Genomic DNA, 16,819 nt, shown 5'->3' on the forward strand with positions numbered 1-16,819 from the left:
TTGCTCCGACTGCCTGTTGCACGCATGCAACAAGATTTGTCGAAATGCGCGGCTTTTACCCGCTAACGCTTGCGCGGTCACATGCGGGTTTGCAGAATCGCAGGCAACTTCTCGTTATGAGAGGTCAACAGGCCGCGGGACACCGCGACCTCCACTTCAAGCAAGAGGAGAATTACATGCAGAAGAAACTGATCGCGCTGGCTGTCGCTGGCCTGGTTTCCGCTCCGGCTTTCGCCCAGTCCAACGTGACTGTGTACGGTATCGTCGATATGTTCGTTGGCCACAGCAAGGCCGGCGACACCAAGGCTACCGACGTTCTCTCCGGCGGCCTGGCTGGCAGCCGTCTGGGCTTCAAGGGCACCGAAGACCTCGGCAACGGCATGAAGGCCCTGTTCACCCTCGAATACGGCATCAGCCCCGACATCTCCGGCGGCGGCCTGACCTTCACCCGCCAGAGCTTCGTCGGCCTGTCCGGCAACTTCGGTACCGTGACCCTGGGTCGCCAGTACGCTCCGGGTTACTACGCTACCGCCGCTCTCGGCGCCGTGGCTGCCGGCCCGCTGGACCCGATCGCCGTGCTGACCTCCGGTCTGGGCATCGCCCCGGGCAGCAACGCCCGTTGGGAAAACGCCATCAACTACGCCTCCCCGTCCTTCGGCGGCTTCTCCGCTCAGGCCATCTACTCCTTCAGCGGCAAGTCCGGCGACGGCACCGTTGTTGACGGCCTCGGCGACCGCAACCGCATGGACAGCAACGACGTCGGCCTGGGCCTGACCTATGCCAACGGCCCGCTGGACGTTCGCTACGTGTATCAGGCTGCCGAGAACCTCACCGACGTCGAGCAAGACGAGCACCTGATCGGCGCCGGCTACAACTTCGGCGTGATGAAGCTGGTCGCTTCCTACCAGATCGCCAACATCGACGCCCCGGGCGCTAGCGACTTCGACATCAAGGTCGCCACCATCGGCGGCATCATCCCGGTTGGCGCCGGCAACATCCACGTGTCCGTCGGCAAGCGCAGCGACGACCGTAGCGAGCGTGACGCCACCTCCGTCGGCCTGGCCTACACCCACGGCCTGTCCAAGCGCACCACCGTGTACGCTGGCATGAACCGCACCAGCAACGACGACAACGCCGCTTTCGGCTCCGTGCTGGGCATTGCCGGCGAGAACGAGACCGCGTTCGCCGTCGGTATCAACCACAAGTTCTAATCGTTTCCAAACGATCCGAGCTGCAAACGGGCGCTTCGGCGCCCGTTTTTGTTTTTGGCGCCAACCAGGCGCTCACGTCCTGATTGCTCGGGCAATACAAGCCGATCCGTGACAGCCCCTTGCCTGACGGCTAGAATCCGGGCGCTGCGGCAAAGCCGCCCGTCACCTGTTCCGGACTCCCCCCATGAAAGGCATCATCCTTGCCGGCGGCGCCGGCACCCGGCTGCATCCGGCCACGCTGGCCATCTCCAAGCAGTTGTTGCCGGTGTTCGACAAGCCGATGATCTACTACCCGCTCAGCACCCTGATGCTGGCGGGCATCCGCGACATCCTGATCATCTCCACGCCGCAGGACACCCCACGCTTCGAGCAATTGCTCGGCGACGGCGCCCGCTGGGGTCTGAACCTGCAGTACGCGGTGCAGCCCAGCCCGGACGGGCTGGCGCAGGCTTTCCTGATCGGCGAGGAGTTCATCGCCGGCGAGCACTGCGCGCTGGTGCTGGGCGACAACATCTTCTACGGGCACGACTTTCACCTGCTGCTACGCAACGCGGCGACAAGGCCTGTGGGCGCAAGTGTGTTTGCCTATCATGTGCACGACCCCGAGCGCTACGGCGTGGTGGACTTCGACGCACAAGGCAAGGCGCTATCGCTGGAAGAAAAGCCAGGCAAGCCACGATCCAACTACGCCGTGACCGGGCTTTACTTCTACGACCGGCAGGTCGTAGAGCTTGCCCGCTCACTGAAACCTTCTGCTCGCGGCGAGCTGGAGATCACCGACCTCAACCGCCTGTATCTGGAACGCGGGCAGCTTGCGGTGGAGATCATGGGCCGCGGCTACGCTTGGCTGGACACCGGCACCCACGAAAGCCTGCTGGACGCCAGCCAGTTCATCGCCACGCTGGAGAAACGCCAGGGCCTGAAGGTGGCCTGCCCGGAGGAGATCGCCTGGCGAAGCGGCTGGATCGGTGACGACGCACTACGCGAACTGGCCGAACCTCTGGCCAAGAACGGCTACGGCCAGTACCTGCAAAGCCTGCTGCGCACAAAGGTGTTCTGATGCAAGCCACTCCGCTCGCCATTCCCGAGGTCGTATTGTTCACCCCGCGCGTGTTCGGTGACGAACGCGGCTTCTTCTTCGAGAGCTACAACCAGCACGCCTTCCGCGAGGCGACGGGGCTGACGACGGACTTCGTTCAGGACAACCACAGCCGCTCCGCCCGCGACGTGCTGCGCGGCCTGCACTATCAGGTCGAACCCCGCGCCCAGGGCAAGCTGGTGCGTGTGGTGCAGGGCGCGGTGTTCGACGTCGCGGTAGACATCCGCCCCGGTTCACCCACCTTCGGTCACTGGGTAGGCGAGGAACTGTCCGCGGAGAACAAGCGCCAGATGTGGGTCCCTCCCGGGTTCGCACACGGTTTCCTCACGCTCTCCGAGTCCGCTGAATTCCTCTACAAGACCACTGACTTCTACTCCCCCGAACACGAACGCTGCATCGCCTGGGACGATCCGGACCTTGCGATCGATTGGCCGCTCGAGGGCCGCACCCCCAGGTTGTCGGAGAAGGATCTGCGTGGCGCACGTTTCAGTACTCTGCGCTGAGATACTCCTCCCTCATACAAGAATCGTCCATGCTCACATTGCCCCAAGTACGTCTTGCCGTAATCGGCCTCGGCTACGTCGGCCTGCCGCTAGCGGTCGAGTTCGGCAAGCACCGCGAGGTGCTCGGTTTCGACATCAACACGACACGCATCGAGGCGTTGCGCGCCGGGCACGATGCGACGCTGGAGGTCGACGACGCCGATTTGCGCAGTGCATCCGGGTTGCGCTTCACCGCTGACGCGACCGAACTGGCCGCCTGCAACGTGTTCATCGTCACCGTGCCCACGCCCATCGACGAGCACAAGCGCCCCGACCTTACACCGCTGATCAAGGCGTCCGAGACCGTAGGCCGTGTGCTCAAGCGCGGTGACGTCGTGATCTACGAATCCACGGTCTATCCTGGGGCCACCGAAGAGGACTGCGTCCCGGTGCTCGAAAGGCTCTCCGGCCTCAAGTTCAACGCCGACTTCTTCGCGGGTTACAGCCCGGAACGCATCAACCCGGGCGACAAGGAACATCGCGTCACGACGATCAAGAAAGTCACCTCCGGCTCCACCCCGGAAGTGGGGGAACTGGTCGATGCGCTCTACCGCCAGATCATCACCGCGGGTACCCACAAGGCCGAAAGCATCCGCGTTGCCGAGGCCGCGAAGGTCATCGAGAACACCCAGCGCGATCTCAACATTGCGCTGATCAACGAGTTGGCCATCATCTTCAACAAGATGGGCATCGACACCGAAGCGGTGCTCAAGGCGGCCGGTACCAAATGGAACTTCCTGCCTTTCCGCCCAGGGTTGGTCGGCGGGCATTGCATCGGCGTCGATCCCTACTACCTCACCCACAAGGCCCAGGCCATCGGCTACCACCCCGAGATCATCCTCGCCGGCCGGCGCCTGAACGACGGCATGGGGGCTTACGTGGTTTCGCAGCTGGTGAAGGCCATGCTCAAGCGCCGCATCCAGGTCGAAGGTTCGCGGGTGCTGGTCATGGGTCTGACCTTCAAGGAAAACTGCCCCGACCTGCGCAACACCCGCGTCGTCGATATCGTGCGCGAACTCGCAGACTACGGCATCGCGGTGGACGTCTTCGACCCTTGGGTGAGTGCCGACGAAGCCCTTCACGAGTATGGCATCTCGCCGGTCGACGAACCTGCCTCCCACGCCTACGATGCCATCGTGCTGGCGGTGGCACACGAGCAGTTCAGAGAGCTCGGCGCAGAACGGATACGCGCGCTCGGCAAGCCCCAGCACGTGCTCTATGACCTCAAGTATCTGCTGCCGGCTGGCGAGGCGGACCTGCGTCTCTGATCGGAACTTGCCCCCGGATGCGACCGCGTCAGCAAGGCGACAGCTGAACACCTTGCCAATACTGACGCCTGGATCTTCGCGAAACCTGCCGCCTTTCGCTAGCGGTGATCCAAAGCAGGGGCGGCAGACCGCACGAACGCGTGGACTGTCCTGTTCCTGGCGTCGGCAAAGCGTTCGACGCTCCGCAGCCCTTTTTCCTTCGCCCAATGCTGCAGGTCGGGCGAGTCAGAGGGCAGGTCGAGCAGTGCAAGGTCGATAGCGCCGCTGGCGAGCGCAACGAGCGCTTCTTCCCGCCCCCTGATCGACTGCGCTTGCGGGCCGTGGTAGGGCCAGCCGACAAGGTAGATCACTTCCCTGGGCTCCACGAACACTCGCGACGGGTCGGCCCCATGTAGTTTGAGCCAGGTCGCGGCGTCCATCATGCGCGTTTCTGGAGGCGTCGTGGAGATCACGTTAGACAGCCCCATCATCACCGCTATCGCTATCAACGGAATGCGCCAGCGCGCGATCCGTTGGAAAAGATGCGCGAGCCCAACCGAAACCAGCGGCACGGCAAGGAGGTTGAGCAGCGCAACATATCGCGAGGACAAGAACATGCTATCAAGCACGAATGCCAGTGGCACGATGGCATACACGGCGAAAGCGATCGCGAAAGGAGCGGCGGACACTAGCAGTACTGGCAGGCGCGGGCGTATCAAGGCGTAGATGCCCGGAACGATGAGCAGGCCGAAGTTCGAGATGAACTTGCTCAGGAGAAGGCCGAACGCACCGAAGAACAGGATTGTCGGCATCTGCTTGATGGCGTACTTGTTGTCTATCTGACTGCCAATCTCAGCCGCCATGGCGAAGAATCGATCGTGCTTGGAGGCAAGGTCGATCGCGTTGAGCTGCTGAGCCACCCGGCTGCCAAACTCCGCGTCACCGACGCCAGCCAGAAGGCCGACACCGACCCCTCCAAGCAAGGGCGGCAGTAGGAACATCGCCACTCGCCTCCAGCCACAACCATGCCGTATCGAGATCAACTGCCAGAGAACGGGGACAGCGAGAAAGATCAGCGTCTCCAGTCGGAAAAGGGCGGCCGCACAGATCGCGGACTGCGCAGCCAATCCGCCTGCCCATCCCGGGCGTCGTGCCCAACGCAGTAGCAGCCAGAGCGCCAGAAACAGGAGAAACCACGCCCCGAACTCCCGAATGATGTGATCACGGTAGTTGTTGAGCGCCGGCACCGTCAGCACGACGACCATTGCCGCCCACCCGGACCGAGGCAGCATTTCGCGAGTACAAGCGACGATCAGCGAACAGGTGCCCGCGATGAAGACTGTCGACAGCAGATAGCCGGACGCCTCCACCTCAAGGCCGGTAAACGACGAAACGGCAGCCATCAGGATAGGCAAGAACGGCCAGTCGAAGAGCTGCAGGGCGGCACTCAGCCCCTCACTCTGAAACGCCCTCGCCGTCTCTACGTACAGCATGCCGTCGTCGTTCGGCGTGATCGCAGCCGATAGTGCGATCAGTGACAGCAGAATGCTAAGAGCGAACGCAGTCCAAACCGGTCCGACGTGCTCCGCACAAGATACCAACCTGTGACGACTCACAGGAGGCTTCATGCACCCACGCTCTCCTTCACCACCAGCACATCTTCCATGATCAGATACTGCAGATCCGATCCGAAGAACATGTTCAGCGCGTCGGTGGGCGAGCAGATCATCGGCTCACCGCGGCGGTTGAGCGAGGTGTTGAGCACCACGCCATTGCCGGTGCGCTTTTCCAGTTCCTTCATCAGGTCGTAGTAGCGCGGGTTGAACTCGCGCTTGAGGACCTGGGCGCGCGAGGTGCCGTCTTCGTGCACCACTTCCGGCACGCGCTCCTTCCAGCCCTCGGCGACTTCGAAGGTGAAGGTCATGAAGGGCGCGGGGTGGTCGGTGCCGAGCATCTGCGGGCCGACGGTATCGAGCATGCTGGGGCAGAACGGGCGCCAGCGCTCACGGAACTTGATCTGCTCGTTGATGCGGTCGGCCACCCCGGGCGCGCTGGGGCAGCCGAGGATGGAGCGCCCGCCGAGCGCGCGCGGGCCGAATTCCATGCGTCCCTGGAACCAGGCCACCGGGTTGCCGTCGGCCAGCACCTTGGCGATGTGCGCCGGCACATCATCAATCTTCTGCCACTTGGGCTGCGCCGGATGGCGGGCACAGGCGGCGATGACGTCCTCGTTGCTGTAGGCCGGGCCGAGATAGACGTGTTCCATCTTCTCCACCGGCACGCCGCGCTTCACCGAGACGTAGGCGGCCGCGCCAACCGCGGTGCCCGAGTCGCCGGAAGCCGGCTGCACGAAGAGCTCCTTGACCTCCGGACGGGCGATGATCTTCTGGTTGAGCTTGACGTTCAGCGCGCCGCCGCCGGCAAAGGCCAGCTTGCCGGTCTCGCGCAGGATGTCGCCCAGGTAGTAGTCCATCATCTGCAGGGCGAGGTCTTCGAACAGCTTCTGCATGCTCGCCGCGTAGTGGATGTAGGGCTCGTCGGCGATGTCGCCGTGGCGCATCGGGCCCAGCCAGTCGATCAGCTTGGGCGAGAAGTAGTAGCCCTTGCCATTTTCCTTGTAGCGCCGCAGGCCGATGACGTTGGCGAGATCGGTGTTGATGACCAGTTCGCCGTTCTCGAACTTCGCCAGTTGCGAGAAATCGTATTTGTCCGGATCGCCGTAGGGCGCCATGCCCATGACCTTGTATTCGCCGTCGAGCATCTCGAAGCCGAGGTACTCGGTGATCGCACCGTACAGGCCGCCGAGCGAATCCGGGTCGTAAAACTCCTTGATCTTGTGGATGCGGCCGTTCTCGCCGTAGCCGAAGAAGGTGGTGGCGTACTCGCCCTTGCCGTCGATGCCGAGGATGGCGGTCTTTTCCGTGAAGCCGGAACAGTGATAGGCGCTGGAGGCGTGGGTGAGGTGGTGCTCGACCGGCACGATTTCGGTCTTGCCGAGGTCGAAACCCAGCTGCTGCAGGCACCATTCGATGCGCTTCTTGTAGCGATGGAAGCGCCGGTTGCCCATCAGGATGGCGTCCAGCCCGCGGTCGGGCGCGTACCAGTAGCGCTTGGCGTAGTGCCAGCGCGCCTTGTCGAAGATGCTGATCGGCGCGAAGGGGATGGCGACCGCACTGACGTCCTTGGGCTTGATGCCGGCAAAATCCAGGCAGAAGCGCGCGGATTCGTAGGGCATGCGGTGCTTGGCGTGCTTGTCGCGCACGAAGCGCTCTTCTTCCGCCGCGGCGACCAGCTTGCCGTCGATGTAGAGGGCGGCAGAGGGGTCGTGGGTCAGGGCGCCGGACAGGCCGAGGATGGTCTGGGACAAGGGGAAACCTCTTCAGGGCCGGGCAGCAGCGCGCACCAGCCGGAAAGCGTCATGGAAACAGCGGATTATACATGCGGGGCATGCCACGCCGCCCGGCCTGCTGGCGCCGGACGGCGGGCATCGGGTGCGCTCAGTGCGCCTCATCCCAGTTCGCCCCCGCGCCCACCTCCACCAGCAGCGGCACCTTGAGTGCGGCCACGCCGCCCATCAGCGCGGGCAGCTCCTGGCGGATCAGGTCGAGTTCGGCGTCCGGCACTTCCAGCACCAGTTCGTCGTGCACCTGCAGGATCAGGCGCGATTGCAGCCGCTTGTCCTTCAGCCAGGCACTGGTGGCGATCATCGCCTTCTTGATCAGGTCGGCGGCGGTGCCTTGCATGGGCGCATTGATCGCCGCGCGCTCGGCGGCCTGGCGACGGCCGGCCTGGCTGGCGCGGATCTCGGGCAGGTAGAGGCGGCGGCCGAAGACGGTTTCGACGTAGCCGCGCTCGCGCGCTTCCGCGCGGGTGCGGTCCATGTAGGCGGCCACGCCGGGATAGCGGGCAAAGTAGCGGTCGATCCAGCCCTGGGCGGCGGCGCGGTCGATGCCGAGGTTCTTGGCCAGACCGTGGGCGCTCATGCCGTAGATGAGGCCGAAGTTGATCACCTTGGCGTAGCGGCGCTGCTCGCTGCTGACTTCTGCTGGCGTGCTGCCGAAGACCTCGGCGGCGGTAGCGCGGTGCACGTCCTCGCCGTGAGCGAAGGCCTCCAGCAGGCGGGCGTCGTCCGACAGATGGGCCATGATGCGCAGCTCGATCTGCGAGTAGTCGGCCGAGACGATGTGGTGGCCACGCGGGGCGATGAAGGCCGCGCGGATGCGCCGGCCCTCGGCGGTGCGGATGGGGATGTTCTGCAGGTTGGGTTCCGAGCTGGCGAGCCGGCCGGTGACCGCGGTGGCCTGCGAAAAGCTGGTGTGCACCCGGCCGGTCTTCGCATTGACCATGCGTGGCAGCTTGTCGGCGTAGGTGCTCTTCAACTTGGCCAGGCCGCGGTGCTCGAGCAGCAGCTTGGGCAGGGGGTAGTCCTCGGCGAGCTTCTCCAGCACCTCCTCGTCGGTGGAGGGCTGGCCGGTGGCGGTCTTCTTGACCACCGGCAGGCCGAGCTTGCCGAAGAGGATTTCACCCAGTTGCTTGGGCGAACCCAGGTTGAAGGGCTGGCCGGCGAGTTCGTGCGCTTCGCGTTCCAGCTCGTGCAGGCGGCGGCCGAGTTCCTCGCTGTGGCCGGCCAGCAGGAAGGGGTCGATCAGCACGCCGTTGCATTCCATCTCCAGCAGCACGGCGAGCGTGGGCAGCTCGATGTCGCGGTAGAGCGCCGCCAGGCGCGCTTCGCGTTCGACCTGCGGCCACAGCTTGCGGTGCAGGCGCAGGGTGACGTCGGCATCCTCGGCGGCGTACTCGGTGGCGCGCTCCACCGCTACTTCATCGAAGCCGATCTGCTTGGCGCCCTTGCCGCACACCTCGGTGTAGGGAATGGTGGTCAGCCCCAGGTGGCGCCTGGCGAGCGAATCCATGTCGTGCGACTTGTCGGACTCCAGCACATAGGACTGCAGCAGGGTGTCGTGGGCGATGCCACCCAGATGGATGCCGTGGTTGGCCAGCACGTGAGCGTCGTACTTGAGGTTCTGGCCGACCTTGGGCTTGGCGTCGGACTCCAGCCAGGGCTTCAACTTGGCGAGCACCTCGTCCAGCGGCAGCTGCTCGGGCGCCTCGGCGCCGCGGTGGGCCAGCGGCAGGTAGGCGGCCTCGCCCGGCACGATGGAGAAGGACATGCCGACCAGGCGTGCGGCCATCGGGTCCAGGCTGGTGGTTTCGGTGTCGAAGGCGGTGAGCTCGGCGGCGTCGATCTTAGCCAGCCAGGCGTCGAAGGTGGGCCAGTCGAGGATGGTCGTGTAGTGGCGTTCTGTAGGAGCGGGCTCGCCCGCGATTTCGTCGGCCGGTGCCGGATCGGCGTCGCGTATCGCGGCCAAGGCCGCTCCTACAGGGGCGCCGTCCAGGTCCTTCAGCCAGGTGCGGAACTCGAAGCGCTCGTACAAGGCGCGCAGCGCCGCCTTGTCGTCCTCGCGCGCGGGCAGGTCTTCCAGTTGCACCGGCAGTTCGACATCGGTGGCCACGGTGACCAGCTTGCGCCCCAGCGGCAGGAAGTCCAGATGCCGGCGCAGGTTCTCGCCGACCTTGCCCCCGACCTTGTCGGCGTTGGCAACCAGATCGTCCAGGGTGCCGTATTCGGTGAGCCACTTCACCGCGGTCTTGGGGCCGCATTTTTCCACCCCGGGCACGTTGTCCACGGTGTCGCCGACCAGCGCCAGGTAGTCCACGATGCGCTCGGGCGGCACGCCGAACTTGGCGGTCACGCCGGCTTCGTCCAGCACCTCCTCGTTCATGGTGTTTACCCAGCGCACGCCGGGGCGCACCAGCTGGGTAAGGTCCTTGTCGCCGGTGGAGATCACCACCTGCCAGCCGCGCTCGGCGGCCTGGCGGGTGAGCGTGCCGATCACGTCGTCGGCCTCCACCCCTTCCACCGACAGCAGCGGCCAGCCTTCGGCCTGTACCGCCTGGTGCAGCGGCTCGATCTGCGCGCGCAGGTCGTCCGGCATCGGCGGACGGTGGGACTTGTATTCCGGATACCAGTCGTCGCGGAAGGTCTTTCCCTTGGCGTCGAACACGCAGGCGCGATATTCGGCGGCGTACTCGGCTTCCAGTCGGCGCAGCATGGAGAGCACGCCGCGGATCGCCCCGGTGGGTTCGCCCGCGCCGTTGCGCAGGTCCGGCAGGGCGTGGAAGGCGCGGTACAGGTAGCTGGAACCGTCGACGAGCAGCAGCGTGGGCATGGCGGATGGGCGGGCAGAACGGAGGAAGGAACGAATGGTACCGCGCCCGCGCTCTGGGTTATCGTTTACGTCTTTCCCAAGAACGGCCCAGAGCCCTTCCACAACCGGCCCTTCCATGACAGCAAAAGACAAACTCCCGCACGGCGTCGCCAGCGCGGCGCCGCGCTTCAATGCGCGCGAATCCTGGCGCATCTTCGGCATCATGGCCGAGTTCGTCGAAGCCACCGAACGGCTCAACGCCATCCGCCCGGCGGTGTCGATCTTCGGCAGCGCCCGCATCCCGCCGGACCACATGTACTACATGCTCACCGAGAAGATCGCCCGCCAGCTCTCGGACGCCGGCTTCTCGGTGATCTCCGGCGGCGGCCCGGGCATCATGGAGGCGGCCAACAAGGGCGCCTATTTCGGCAAGAGCCCGTCGATCGGGCTCAACATCCAGCTGCCGCACGAGCAGGCCGCCAACCCCTACCAGGACATCTCGCAGACCTTCCAGCACTTCTTCGCGCGCAAGTTCATGTTCGTGAAGTTCGCCGCCGCCTATGTGGTGATGCCCGGCGGCTTCGGCACGCTGGACGAACTGCTGGAGGCGATGACGCTGATCCAGACCCACAAGAGCCGCAAGATTCCCATCATCCTGGTGCACGGCCCGTTCTGGAAAGGACTGCTCGACTGGTTCCGCGACCGCCTGGTGAGCGAGCGCATGATCAACCCGGAAGATCTCGACCTGGTCCAGGTGATCGACAAGCCGGAAGAGGTGGTCGAAGCGATCTTCAAGCACTACGAGACGCGCGGCTTCCTGCCGCTGCCCGAAGAACACGAGCTGATGCTTAACCTGTAGGAGCGGCCTTGGCCGCGATGCATCCTGCGAGGAAACAAGCGCAGCATCGCGGGCAAGCCCGCTCCTACCTGAGCCGTCGGCGGTTCAGGCCTTCCGCCCCGGCCGGATTCCGCGGGGGCACATCCGGGCTACAATCGCATTACCCTGCGGAGAACCCATCATGCATCGCAAACTGCTCATCCTTGCTCTGGCCTGCGCCCTGCCGGCCTTCGCCCAGCAACCCGCCAACCTGGAACCCCTGCCGGAGCCCCCGCCCCCGCCGCCGGGCATGGCCGGGGACGATTTCGAGCCCGAGGTCACCATCGTCAAGCGCGGCGAGGACACCGTGGAGGAGTACCGCATCCGCGGCCGCCTCTACATGATGAAGGTCACCCCGCCGCACGGCACGCCCTACTACCTGATCGATCAGCGCGGCAACGGCCAGTTCGTGCGCGCCCAGGAGGCGGTGCCCACGCTGTCGGTGCCGATGTGGGTCATTCACAGTTGGTGAGCTGAAGCGCGCTGGAGCAGGTACGATCACTCCCTCCCCTTCAAGGGGAGGGCCGGGGTGGGGATGGGTGGTCTTATGGCGCCTGCTACCCCATCCCGTCCTTGCCCTTGAAGGAAAAGGGAGCTGTCAACCAGCGCCGCACGTCGAGCATTCATGTCCGTCTTCACTCCCGTCACCTCAGAAGCTCTCGCCGACTGGCTGCGCCGTTACGCCATCGGCCGTCTGGCGCAGCTGCAGGGCATCTCTGCCGGCGTGCAGAACAGCAACTTCTTCGTCACCACCACGCTCGGCCGCTACGTGCTGACGCTGTTCGAGACCATCCCGCGCGCCGAGCTGCCCTTCTACCTGCACCTGATGGCGCATCTCGCCCGCCACGGCCTGCCGGTGCCTGCGCCGATCGCCGACCGCGACAACGAATACCTCGGCACGCTCTCCGGCAAGCCCGCGGTACTGGTCGCACGCCTCACCGGCCAGTCCGACATGACGCCCGCGCCGGCGCGCTGCGCACGCGTCGGCGCCATGCTCGCCGGCCTGCACCTCGCCGGCCTGTCCTACGGTCGCCGCCAGGACAACCCGCGCGGCGCGGCGTGGCGTAGCGCCACCGCCGCCCAGGTTCGCCCCTTCCTGCCGGCCGACGAGCAGGGCCTGCTCGATGCCGAGCTCGCCTTCCAGGCAGCCGCCGCCGGCGAGGAACTGCCCGAAGGCGTGATCCACGCCGACCTCTTCCGCGACAACATCCTGTGGGACGGCGAGCACATCGGCGGGGTGATCGACTTCTATTTCGCCGGCGTGGATGCGCTGCTGTTCGACGTGGCGGTCACCGTGAACGACTGGTGCACGCTGCCCGGCGGCGAGCTGGACGAGACGCGCACCCGCGCCCTGCTCGACGCCTACCACGCCGAACGCCCGTTCACCGCCGCCGAACGCAAGGCCTGGCCGGCGATGCTGCGCGCCGCCGCCCTGCGCTTCTGGCTGTCGCGCGCCGCCGACTTCCACCTGCCGCGCGAGGGCGAACTGGTGCTGGTCAAGGACCCCAACGAATACCGCGACATCCTGCGCCTGCGCGCCCGCGCGGTGCCGCCGCTGGTGGAGGCGGGCCGATGAACGCCACCCCGCAGCCGATGCGCTTCGGCACTGTCGAACCGGCACACACCCTGCAATGGCTGGCCGCCGGCTGGCGGGTCTTTCTCGCCAACCCCGGCATCTGGATCGCCCAGACGGTGATCCTGATCGCCATCCTCGCCGCGCTCGGCTTCGTGCCGCTGCTCGGCTGGGCGGCCGCGCCGGTCGCGCTGCCCATGCTTGCCGCCGGCATGCTGGCCGGCGTGGAGGCCCTGCGCCGCGATGAGGCGCTGCGGGTGGACCATCTCTTCGAAGGCCTGCGTCGCCGCACCGGCGAGCTGCTGCTGCTCGGCGCCTGCCATCTGGCCGGCGCACTGGCCGCCGCGCTGATCGCGGCCGTGGTCGGCGGCAGCGCGGTGCTTACCGGCATGCTGATCGGCGCACTGGCCGGAGCCGGCGTGGCCGCGGGCGGCGTGATGTTCGGCGTCCTGGTGTTCACCGTGCTGTGGACCCTGCTGATCATGGCCCTGTGCTTCGCCCCGGCGCTGGTGCTGCTCGACGGCGTGCCGCCGCTCGAAGCGATGAAGCTGTCGGCTCGCGCCTGCTTCGCCAACCTGCTCACCTTCATCGTGCTCGCCGCCATGCTCTACGTGCTGGTATGGATCGCCATGCTGCCGGCGGGCCTGGGCATGCTGGTACTGGTGCCGGTCATTGCCGGCACGCTGCATGCGGCCTGGGTGCAGGTGTTCAAGCCGCCGCTGGCCCTGCCCTCCCCCGACGACAAACCGGAAAATCCCGTCGATGCAAGCTAGACAACTTCCCATGCACCGCGGCTGGTCCTGGCTGACCGAAGGCCTGCAGCTGTGGCGCCGCAACCCTGCCTTGATGACCTTCCTGGCCTTCGGCTACCTGCTCACCCTGGTGGTGATCAGCATCTTCCCGCTGATCGGCCAGCCGATCGCCTCGCTGCTGATGCCGGTGCTCTCGCTCGGCGTGCTCAACGGCTGCCGCTCGATCGACGAGGGTCGAAAGGCGGGGCCCGACATCCTCTTCTCCGGCTTTCGCGCCAACATCGCCGCACTGGTGACCATAGGCGGCATCTACCTGATCGCCAGCCTGCTGGTGCTGGTGCTGACCATGGCGGCCGACGGCGGCACACTGCTCAAGGTGATGGGCGGCGGCAAGCTCGACCCGGAAGCCGCCCAGGCTCCCGGCTTCACCCTCGCCCTGCTGCTCGCGGTGGTGCTGTCGACGCCGGTCATGATGGCCTACTGGTTCGCCCCGCTGCTCGCCGGCTGGTGGAAGCTGCCGGCGCCCAAGGCCATGTTCTTCAGCTTCTTCGCCTGCCTGCGCAACTGGCGCCCCTTCCTCGCCTACGCCATCGCGCTGATGCTGTTCGGCGCCATCCTGCCGGGCGTGGTGATCGGCGTGGTCGGCCTGGTGGTGCCGCTGCTGGCCACCGTGCTCACCTTCCTGGTGCCGCTGGTGCTGGTGCCGACCATCTTCGCCAGCTTCTACATCAACGCGCGCGACGTGTTCGGCATCCCGGGGGCGGTGGTGCATTCCGCGCCGCTGATCGTCGACGACAACGATGCCCACGACTGAGGCCGGCCCACTCGGCCTGCTGGGCGGCACCTTCGACCCCATCCACCTCGGCCACCTGCGCCTGGCCGAAGAGGCGCGCGAGGCGCTCGGCCTGGCGCGGGTACGCCTGATCCCCGCCGGCCAGCCGCCGCACCGCGACACCCCGCTGAGCAGCAGCGCCGACCGCCTGGCCATGGCCCGTCTGGCGGCAGCCGGCAACCCGGCCCTGGAGGTGGACGACGGCGAGATCCGCGCCGCCACGCGCAGCTACACCGTGCTCACGCTGGAACGCCTGCGCGCCGAGCTCGGCCCGGAGCGGCCGCTGGTGCTCATCCTCGGCGCCGACGCCTTCCAGGGTCTGCCCACCTGGCACCGCTGGCAGGAGCTCTTTGCGCTCACCCACATCGCGGTCGCCAACCGCCCCGGCTACGCACCGCATGGCCGGCGCTGGCCCGGCGTGCTGTCGCCCGAGCTGGACGAAACCTGCGCCGGGCGGATGAGCACCGATCCGGCACGCATCGCCGCGGCGCCGGCGGGCCTGGTGATTCCCTTCGACATGACCCCGCTGGACATCTCCGCCTCACTGGTTCGCGACCTGCTCGCCGGCGGTCACAGCGCCCGTTATTTGCTCCCCGATTCGGTTCTCGACTATATTGGGCTGCACCACCTCTACCGCCCCAACTGATGGAACCAAGCACCCTGCAGAATGTGGTCGTCGATGCCCTCGAGGACATCAAGGCCAAGGACATCGAAGTCATCGACACGTCCCGACTCACCGCCCTGTTCGACCGCATCGTGATCGCCAGCGCCGACTCCAACCGGCAGACGCGCGCACTGGCGCGCAACGTCCAGGAGAAGGTGAAGGAGGCCGGCGGCGAGGTGGTCAGCGTGGAAGGCGAGGAGACCGGCGAATGGGTGCTGGTCGACCTCGGCGACATCGTGGTGCACATCATGCAGCCGGCCATCCGCAGCTACTACAACCTGGAAGAGCTCTGGGCTCACAACCCGCCCACCCCGGCCCGCCGCAAGGCCGGCGCCGCGGCCGACTGACGCACGCGTGAAGCTGCTGCTGGTTGCGGTGGGCCACCGCATGCCCGGCTGGGTGGCCGCCGGCTTCGACGAGTTCGCCCGCCGCATGCCGCGCGAACTGCCGTTGCAGCTGATCGAGGTGAAGGCCGAGCCGCGCACCACCGGCAAGACCGTGGAGGCCATGATGGCCGCCGAAGCGGCACGCATCGAGGCCGCCCTGCCGCCGCGCTGCCGACGGGTGATCCTCGACGAACGCGGCGCCGACCTCACCACCCGCAAGCTGGCCGACCGTCTGGAGCACTGGCAGACCGAGGGCCGCGACGTGGCATTGATCGTCGGCGGCCCCGATGGCCTGGCCCCGGCGCTCAAGGCCAGCGCCGACGAGACCATGCGCCTGACCAGCCTCACGCTGCCGCACGCCCTGGTACGCCCGCTGCTCGCCGAGGCCCTGTACCGCGCGTGGAGCGTGCTGAAGAACCATCCCTATCACCGCGAGTGATCGCAGCCGAGCCGCTCGTACCCCCTCCAGGCTGTGGTTTCGCGCCTGTAGGAGCGGCCTTGGCCGCGATGCGGCGATTGTTCCATCCCAGGCCGCATCGCGGCCAAGGCCGCTCCTACCAAAGCCTGGCCGGTTCGGGTTGCACGCTCCCGGGCGCGCTCATCATGCCGCCCGAACTGCGCGAAAGCGCTAGAATGCGACGTTATTCCACCAACACATTCCCGTCATGAGTGCCGCCCAGCCCCGCATCTATCTCGCTTCGCGCAGTCCGCGCCGGCGGGAACTGCTGCGCCAGATCGGCGTGCGTTTCGACGTGCTTGCCTTCCGCGGCGGCGAGCGGGGCGAGGATGCCGACGTGGATGAAACGCCTATCGACGGCGAGGCCGCCGAGCGCTATGTCGAACGCCTGGCGCTGACCAAGGCGGAAGCCGGCATGCGCCGCCTGGTCTGGCGCCACCTGCCACGCCAGCCGGTGCTGGCAGCCGACACCACCCTGGAAGTCGACGGCCACATCATCGGCAAGCCGGAGAGCCCGGAAGATGCGGTAGCCATCCTGCGCAGCCTGTCGGCACGCACCCATCGGGTACTGACCGCGGTGGCAGTGAGCGACGGCGAGCGCACGCGCAGCGCGCTGAGCATCAGCGAAGTGCGTTTCCGCGCCATCGAGGACGGCGAACTCCACCGCTACGTGGCCACCGGCGAACCGCTGGACAAGGCCGGGGCCTACGGCATCCAGGGGCGCGCCGCGGTGTTCGTGGAGCGTATTTCCGGCAGCTACACCGGCATCATGGGCCTGCCGCTGTACGAAACCGCGCAGCTCCTCCAGGGCTTCGGTTACTCTTGCCTGTAGGGGGACGCACCGCACACTCATCCCCCGCGCTTGTGTCCGACCGGCCCGTGTCTCCCCGGCAGGGGCAGCCGACCCGGTTGGCACGCAAGCAGCCCCGATGGGCAATGCGCAAGGGCGGCCCGCCAGTCCGTCATTGCG

Annotated in this window: 16 protein-coding genes; 13 read left to right on the forward strand and 3 right to left on the reverse strand. The window is 66.5% G+C overall.

All coding sequences use genetic code 11. The features are described 5' to 3' along the window. The first annotated feature begins 176 nt into the window (after nucleotides 1-176). The 4 genes from IAI53_RS10090 (at nucleotide 177) to tviB (ending at nucleotide 4,120) form a co-directional block, all read left to right on the forward strand. On the forward strand, nucleotides 177-1,211 hold the full coding sequence (locus IAI53_RS10090; protein ID WP_187718082.1) for a porin: 1,035 nt from the start codon (nucleotides 177-179) through the stop codon (nucleotides 1,209-1,211). Nucleotides 1,212-1,395: 184 nt separating this feature from the next. Continuing rightward, nucleotides 1,396-2,271, forward strand: a complete 876-nt coding sequence (gene rfbA, locus IAI53_RS10095) for a glucose-1-phosphate thymidylyltransferase RfbA (RefSeq protein ID WP_187718083.1) — start codon at nucleotides 1,396-1,398, stop codon at nucleotides 2,269-2,271. Next, complete coding sequence (gene rfbC, locus IAI53_RS10100; RefSeq protein WP_187718084.1) at nucleotides 2,271-2,813, forward strand: dTDP-4-dehydrorhamnose 3,5-epimerase; 543 nt, start codon at nucleotides 2,271-2,273, stop codon at nucleotides 2,811-2,813. The genes rfbA and rfbC overlap by 1 nt, the downstream gene beginning before the upstream one ends. Nucleotides 2,814-2,842: 29 nt before the next feature. Then, nucleotides 2,843-4,120: a Vi polysaccharide biosynthesis UDP-N-acetylglucosamine C-6 dehydrogenase TviB gene (gene tviB / locus IAI53_RS10105; protein ID WP_187718085.1), complete on the forward strand. Its 1,278-nt coding sequence runs from the start codon at nucleotides 2,843-2,845 to the stop codon at nucleotides 4,118-4,120. Nucleotides 4,121-4,218: 98 nt separating this feature from the next. Here the strand turns inward: tviB and IAI53_RS10110 are convergent, their stop codons facing one another. From IAI53_RS10110 to polA, 3 genes are all read right to left on the reverse strand, one after another. Beyond that, on the reverse strand, nucleotides 4,219-5,592 hold the full coding sequence (locus tag IAI53_RS10110; protein WP_187718086.1) for a hypothetical protein: 1,374 nt from the start codon (nucleotides 5,590-5,592) through the stop codon (nucleotides 4,219-4,221). Between the two features lie 131 nt (nucleotides 5,593-5,723). Next, complete coding sequence (locus IAI53_RS10115; protein ID WP_187718087.1) at nucleotides 5,724-7,466, reverse strand: carbamoyltransferase family protein; 1,743 nt, start codon at nucleotides 7,464-7,466, stop codon at nucleotides 5,724-5,726. A gap of 130 nt (nucleotides 7,467-7,596) precedes the next feature. Beyond that, nucleotides 7,597-10,329: a DNA polymerase I gene (gene polA / locus IAI53_RS10120; RefSeq protein ID WP_187718088.1), complete on the reverse strand. Its 2,733-nt coding sequence runs from the start codon at nucleotides 10,327-10,329 to the stop codon at nucleotides 7,597-7,599. 115 nt (nucleotides 10,330-10,444) lie between these two features. On the opposite strand from polA, the gene IAI53_RS10125 reads away from it, so the two are divergent. The 9 genes from IAI53_RS10125 (at nucleotide 10,445) to IAI53_RS10165 (ending at nucleotide 16,681) form a co-directional block, all read left to right on the forward strand. Next, nucleotides 10,445-11,167, forward strand: coding sequence for an LOG family protein (locus IAI53_RS10125; RefSeq protein ID WP_187718089.1), 723 nt, complete (start codon nucleotides 10,445-10,447; stop codon nucleotides 11,165-11,167). Nucleotides 11,168-11,327: 160 nt separating this feature from the next. Continuing rightward, nucleotides 11,328-11,657 (forward strand): DUF2782 domain-containing protein, encoded by a 330-nt coding sequence (locus tag IAI53_RS10130; RefSeq protein ID WP_187718090.1) that lies wholly within the window; start codon nucleotides 11,328-11,330, stop codon nucleotides 11,655-11,657. 153 nt (nucleotides 11,658-11,810) lie between these two features. Continuing rightward, on the forward strand, nucleotides 11,811-12,761 hold the full coding sequence (locus tag IAI53_RS10135; protein WP_187718091.1) for a homoserine kinase: 951 nt from the start codon (nucleotides 11,811-11,813) through the stop codon (nucleotides 12,759-12,761). Then, entirely contained in the window at nucleotides 12,758-13,531 is a 774-nt protein-coding gene (locus IAI53_RS10140) for a BPSS1780 family membrane protein (protein ID WP_225433293.1), read from the forward strand. The genes IAI53_RS10135 and IAI53_RS10140 overlap by 4 nt, the downstream gene beginning before the upstream one ends. Continuing rightward, a complete protein-coding gene (locus IAI53_RS10145) occupies nucleotides 13,521-14,324 on the forward strand; it encodes a BPSS1780 family membrane protein (protein ID WP_187718092.1) in 804 nt (267 codons plus the stop codon). Before IAI53_RS10140 ends, IAI53_RS10145 begins: the two co-directional genes overlap by 11 nt. Beyond that, the gene (gene nadD / locus IAI53_RS10150) at nucleotides 14,311-14,988 is read left to right on the forward strand and encodes a nicotinate-nucleotide adenylyltransferase (RefSeq protein ID WP_187718093.1); all 678 of its coding nucleotides are present in this window, start codon (nucleotides 14,311-14,313) and stop codon (nucleotides 14,986-14,988) included. Before IAI53_RS10145 ends, nadD begins: the two co-directional genes overlap by 14 nt. After that, nucleotides 14,988-15,353 carry a ribosome silencing factor gene (gene rsfS / locus IAI53_RS10155; protein WP_187718094.1) on the forward strand — a complete coding sequence of 122 codons (366 nt, stop codon included), beginning with the start codon at nucleotides 14,988-14,990 and terminating at the stop codon, nucleotides 15,351-15,353. The genes nadD and rsfS overlap by 1 nt, the downstream gene beginning before the upstream one ends. Nucleotides 15,354-15,360: 7 nt before the next feature. After that, a complete protein-coding gene (gene rlmH / locus IAI53_RS10160; protein ID WP_187718095.1) occupies nucleotides 15,361-15,831 on the forward strand; it encodes a 23S rRNA (pseudouridine(1915)-N(3))-methyltransferase RlmH in 471 nt (156 codons plus the stop codon). A gap of 226 nt (nucleotides 15,832-16,057) precedes the next feature. Next, nucleotides 16,058-16,681: a Maf family protein gene (locus IAI53_RS10165; protein WP_187718096.1), complete on the forward strand. Its 624-nt coding sequence runs from the start codon at nucleotides 16,058-16,060 to the stop codon at nucleotides 16,679-16,681. Nucleotides 16,682-16,819 lie beyond the last annotated feature (138 nt).

Source organism: Thauera sedimentorum (genome assembly GCF_014489115.1).
Taxonomy (GTDB): domain Bacteria; phylum Pseudomonadota; class Gammaproteobacteria; order Burkholderiales; family Rhodocyclaceae; genus Pseudothauera; species Pseudothauera sedimentorum.

Bases quoted from the DNA above. Each gene is read 5' to 3' on its own strand.
- rfbC (WP_187718084.1), top strand. From the start codon at position 2,271: ATGCAAGCCACTCCGCTCGCCATTCCCGAGGTCGTATTGTTCACCCCG.
- rsfS (WP_187718094.1), top strand. From the start codon at position 14,988: ATGGAACCAAGCACCCTGCAGAATGTGGTCGTCGATGCCCTCGAGGAC.
- IAI53_RS10125 (WP_187718089.1), top strand. From the start codon at position 10,445: ATGACAGCAAAAGACAAACTCCCGCACGGCGTCGCCAGCGCGGCGCCG.
- IAI53_RS10140 (WP_225433293.1), top strand. From the start codon at position 12,758: ATGAACGCCACCCCGCAGCCGATGCGCTTCGGCACTGTCGAACCGGCA.
- nadD (WP_187718093.1), top strand. From the start codon at position 14,311: ATGCCCACGACTGAGGCCGGCCCACTCGGCCTGCTGGGCGGCACCTTC.
- IAI53_RS10110 (WP_187718086.1), bottom strand. From the start codon at position 5,592: ATGCTGTACGTAGAGACGGCGAGGGCGTTTCAGAGTGAGGGGCTGAGT.
- IAI53_RS10135 (WP_187718091.1), top strand. From the start codon at position 11,811: ATGTCCGTCTTCACTCCCGTCACCTCAGAAGCTCTCGCCGACTGGCTG.
- IAI53_RS10165 (WP_187718096.1), top strand. From the start codon at position 16,058: ATGAGTGCCGCCCAGCCCCGCATCTATCTCGCTTCGCGCAGTCCGCGC.
- IAI53_RS10130 (WP_187718090.1), top strand. From the start codon at position 11,328: ATGCATCGCAAACTGCTCATCCTTGCTCTGGCCTGCGCCCTGCCGGCC.
- polA (WP_187718088.1), bottom strand. From the start codon at position 10,329: ATGCCCACGCTGCTGCTCGTCGACGGTTCCAGCTACCTGTACCGCGCC.
- rfbA (WP_187718083.1), top strand. From the start codon at position 1,396: ATGAAAGGCATCATCCTTGCCGGCGGCGCCGGCACCCGGCTGCATCCG.
- IAI53_RS10090 (WP_187718082.1), top strand. From the start codon at position 177: ATGCAGAAGAAACTGATCGCGCTGGCTGTCGCTGGCCTGGTTTCCGCT.
- tviB (WP_187718085.1), top strand. From the start codon at position 2,843: ATGCTCACATTGCCCCAAGTACGTCTTGCCGTAATCGGCCTCGGCTAC.
- IAI53_RS10145 (WP_187718092.1), top strand. From the start codon at position 13,521: ATGCAAGCTAGACAACTTCCCATGCACCGCGGCTGGTCCTGGCTGACC.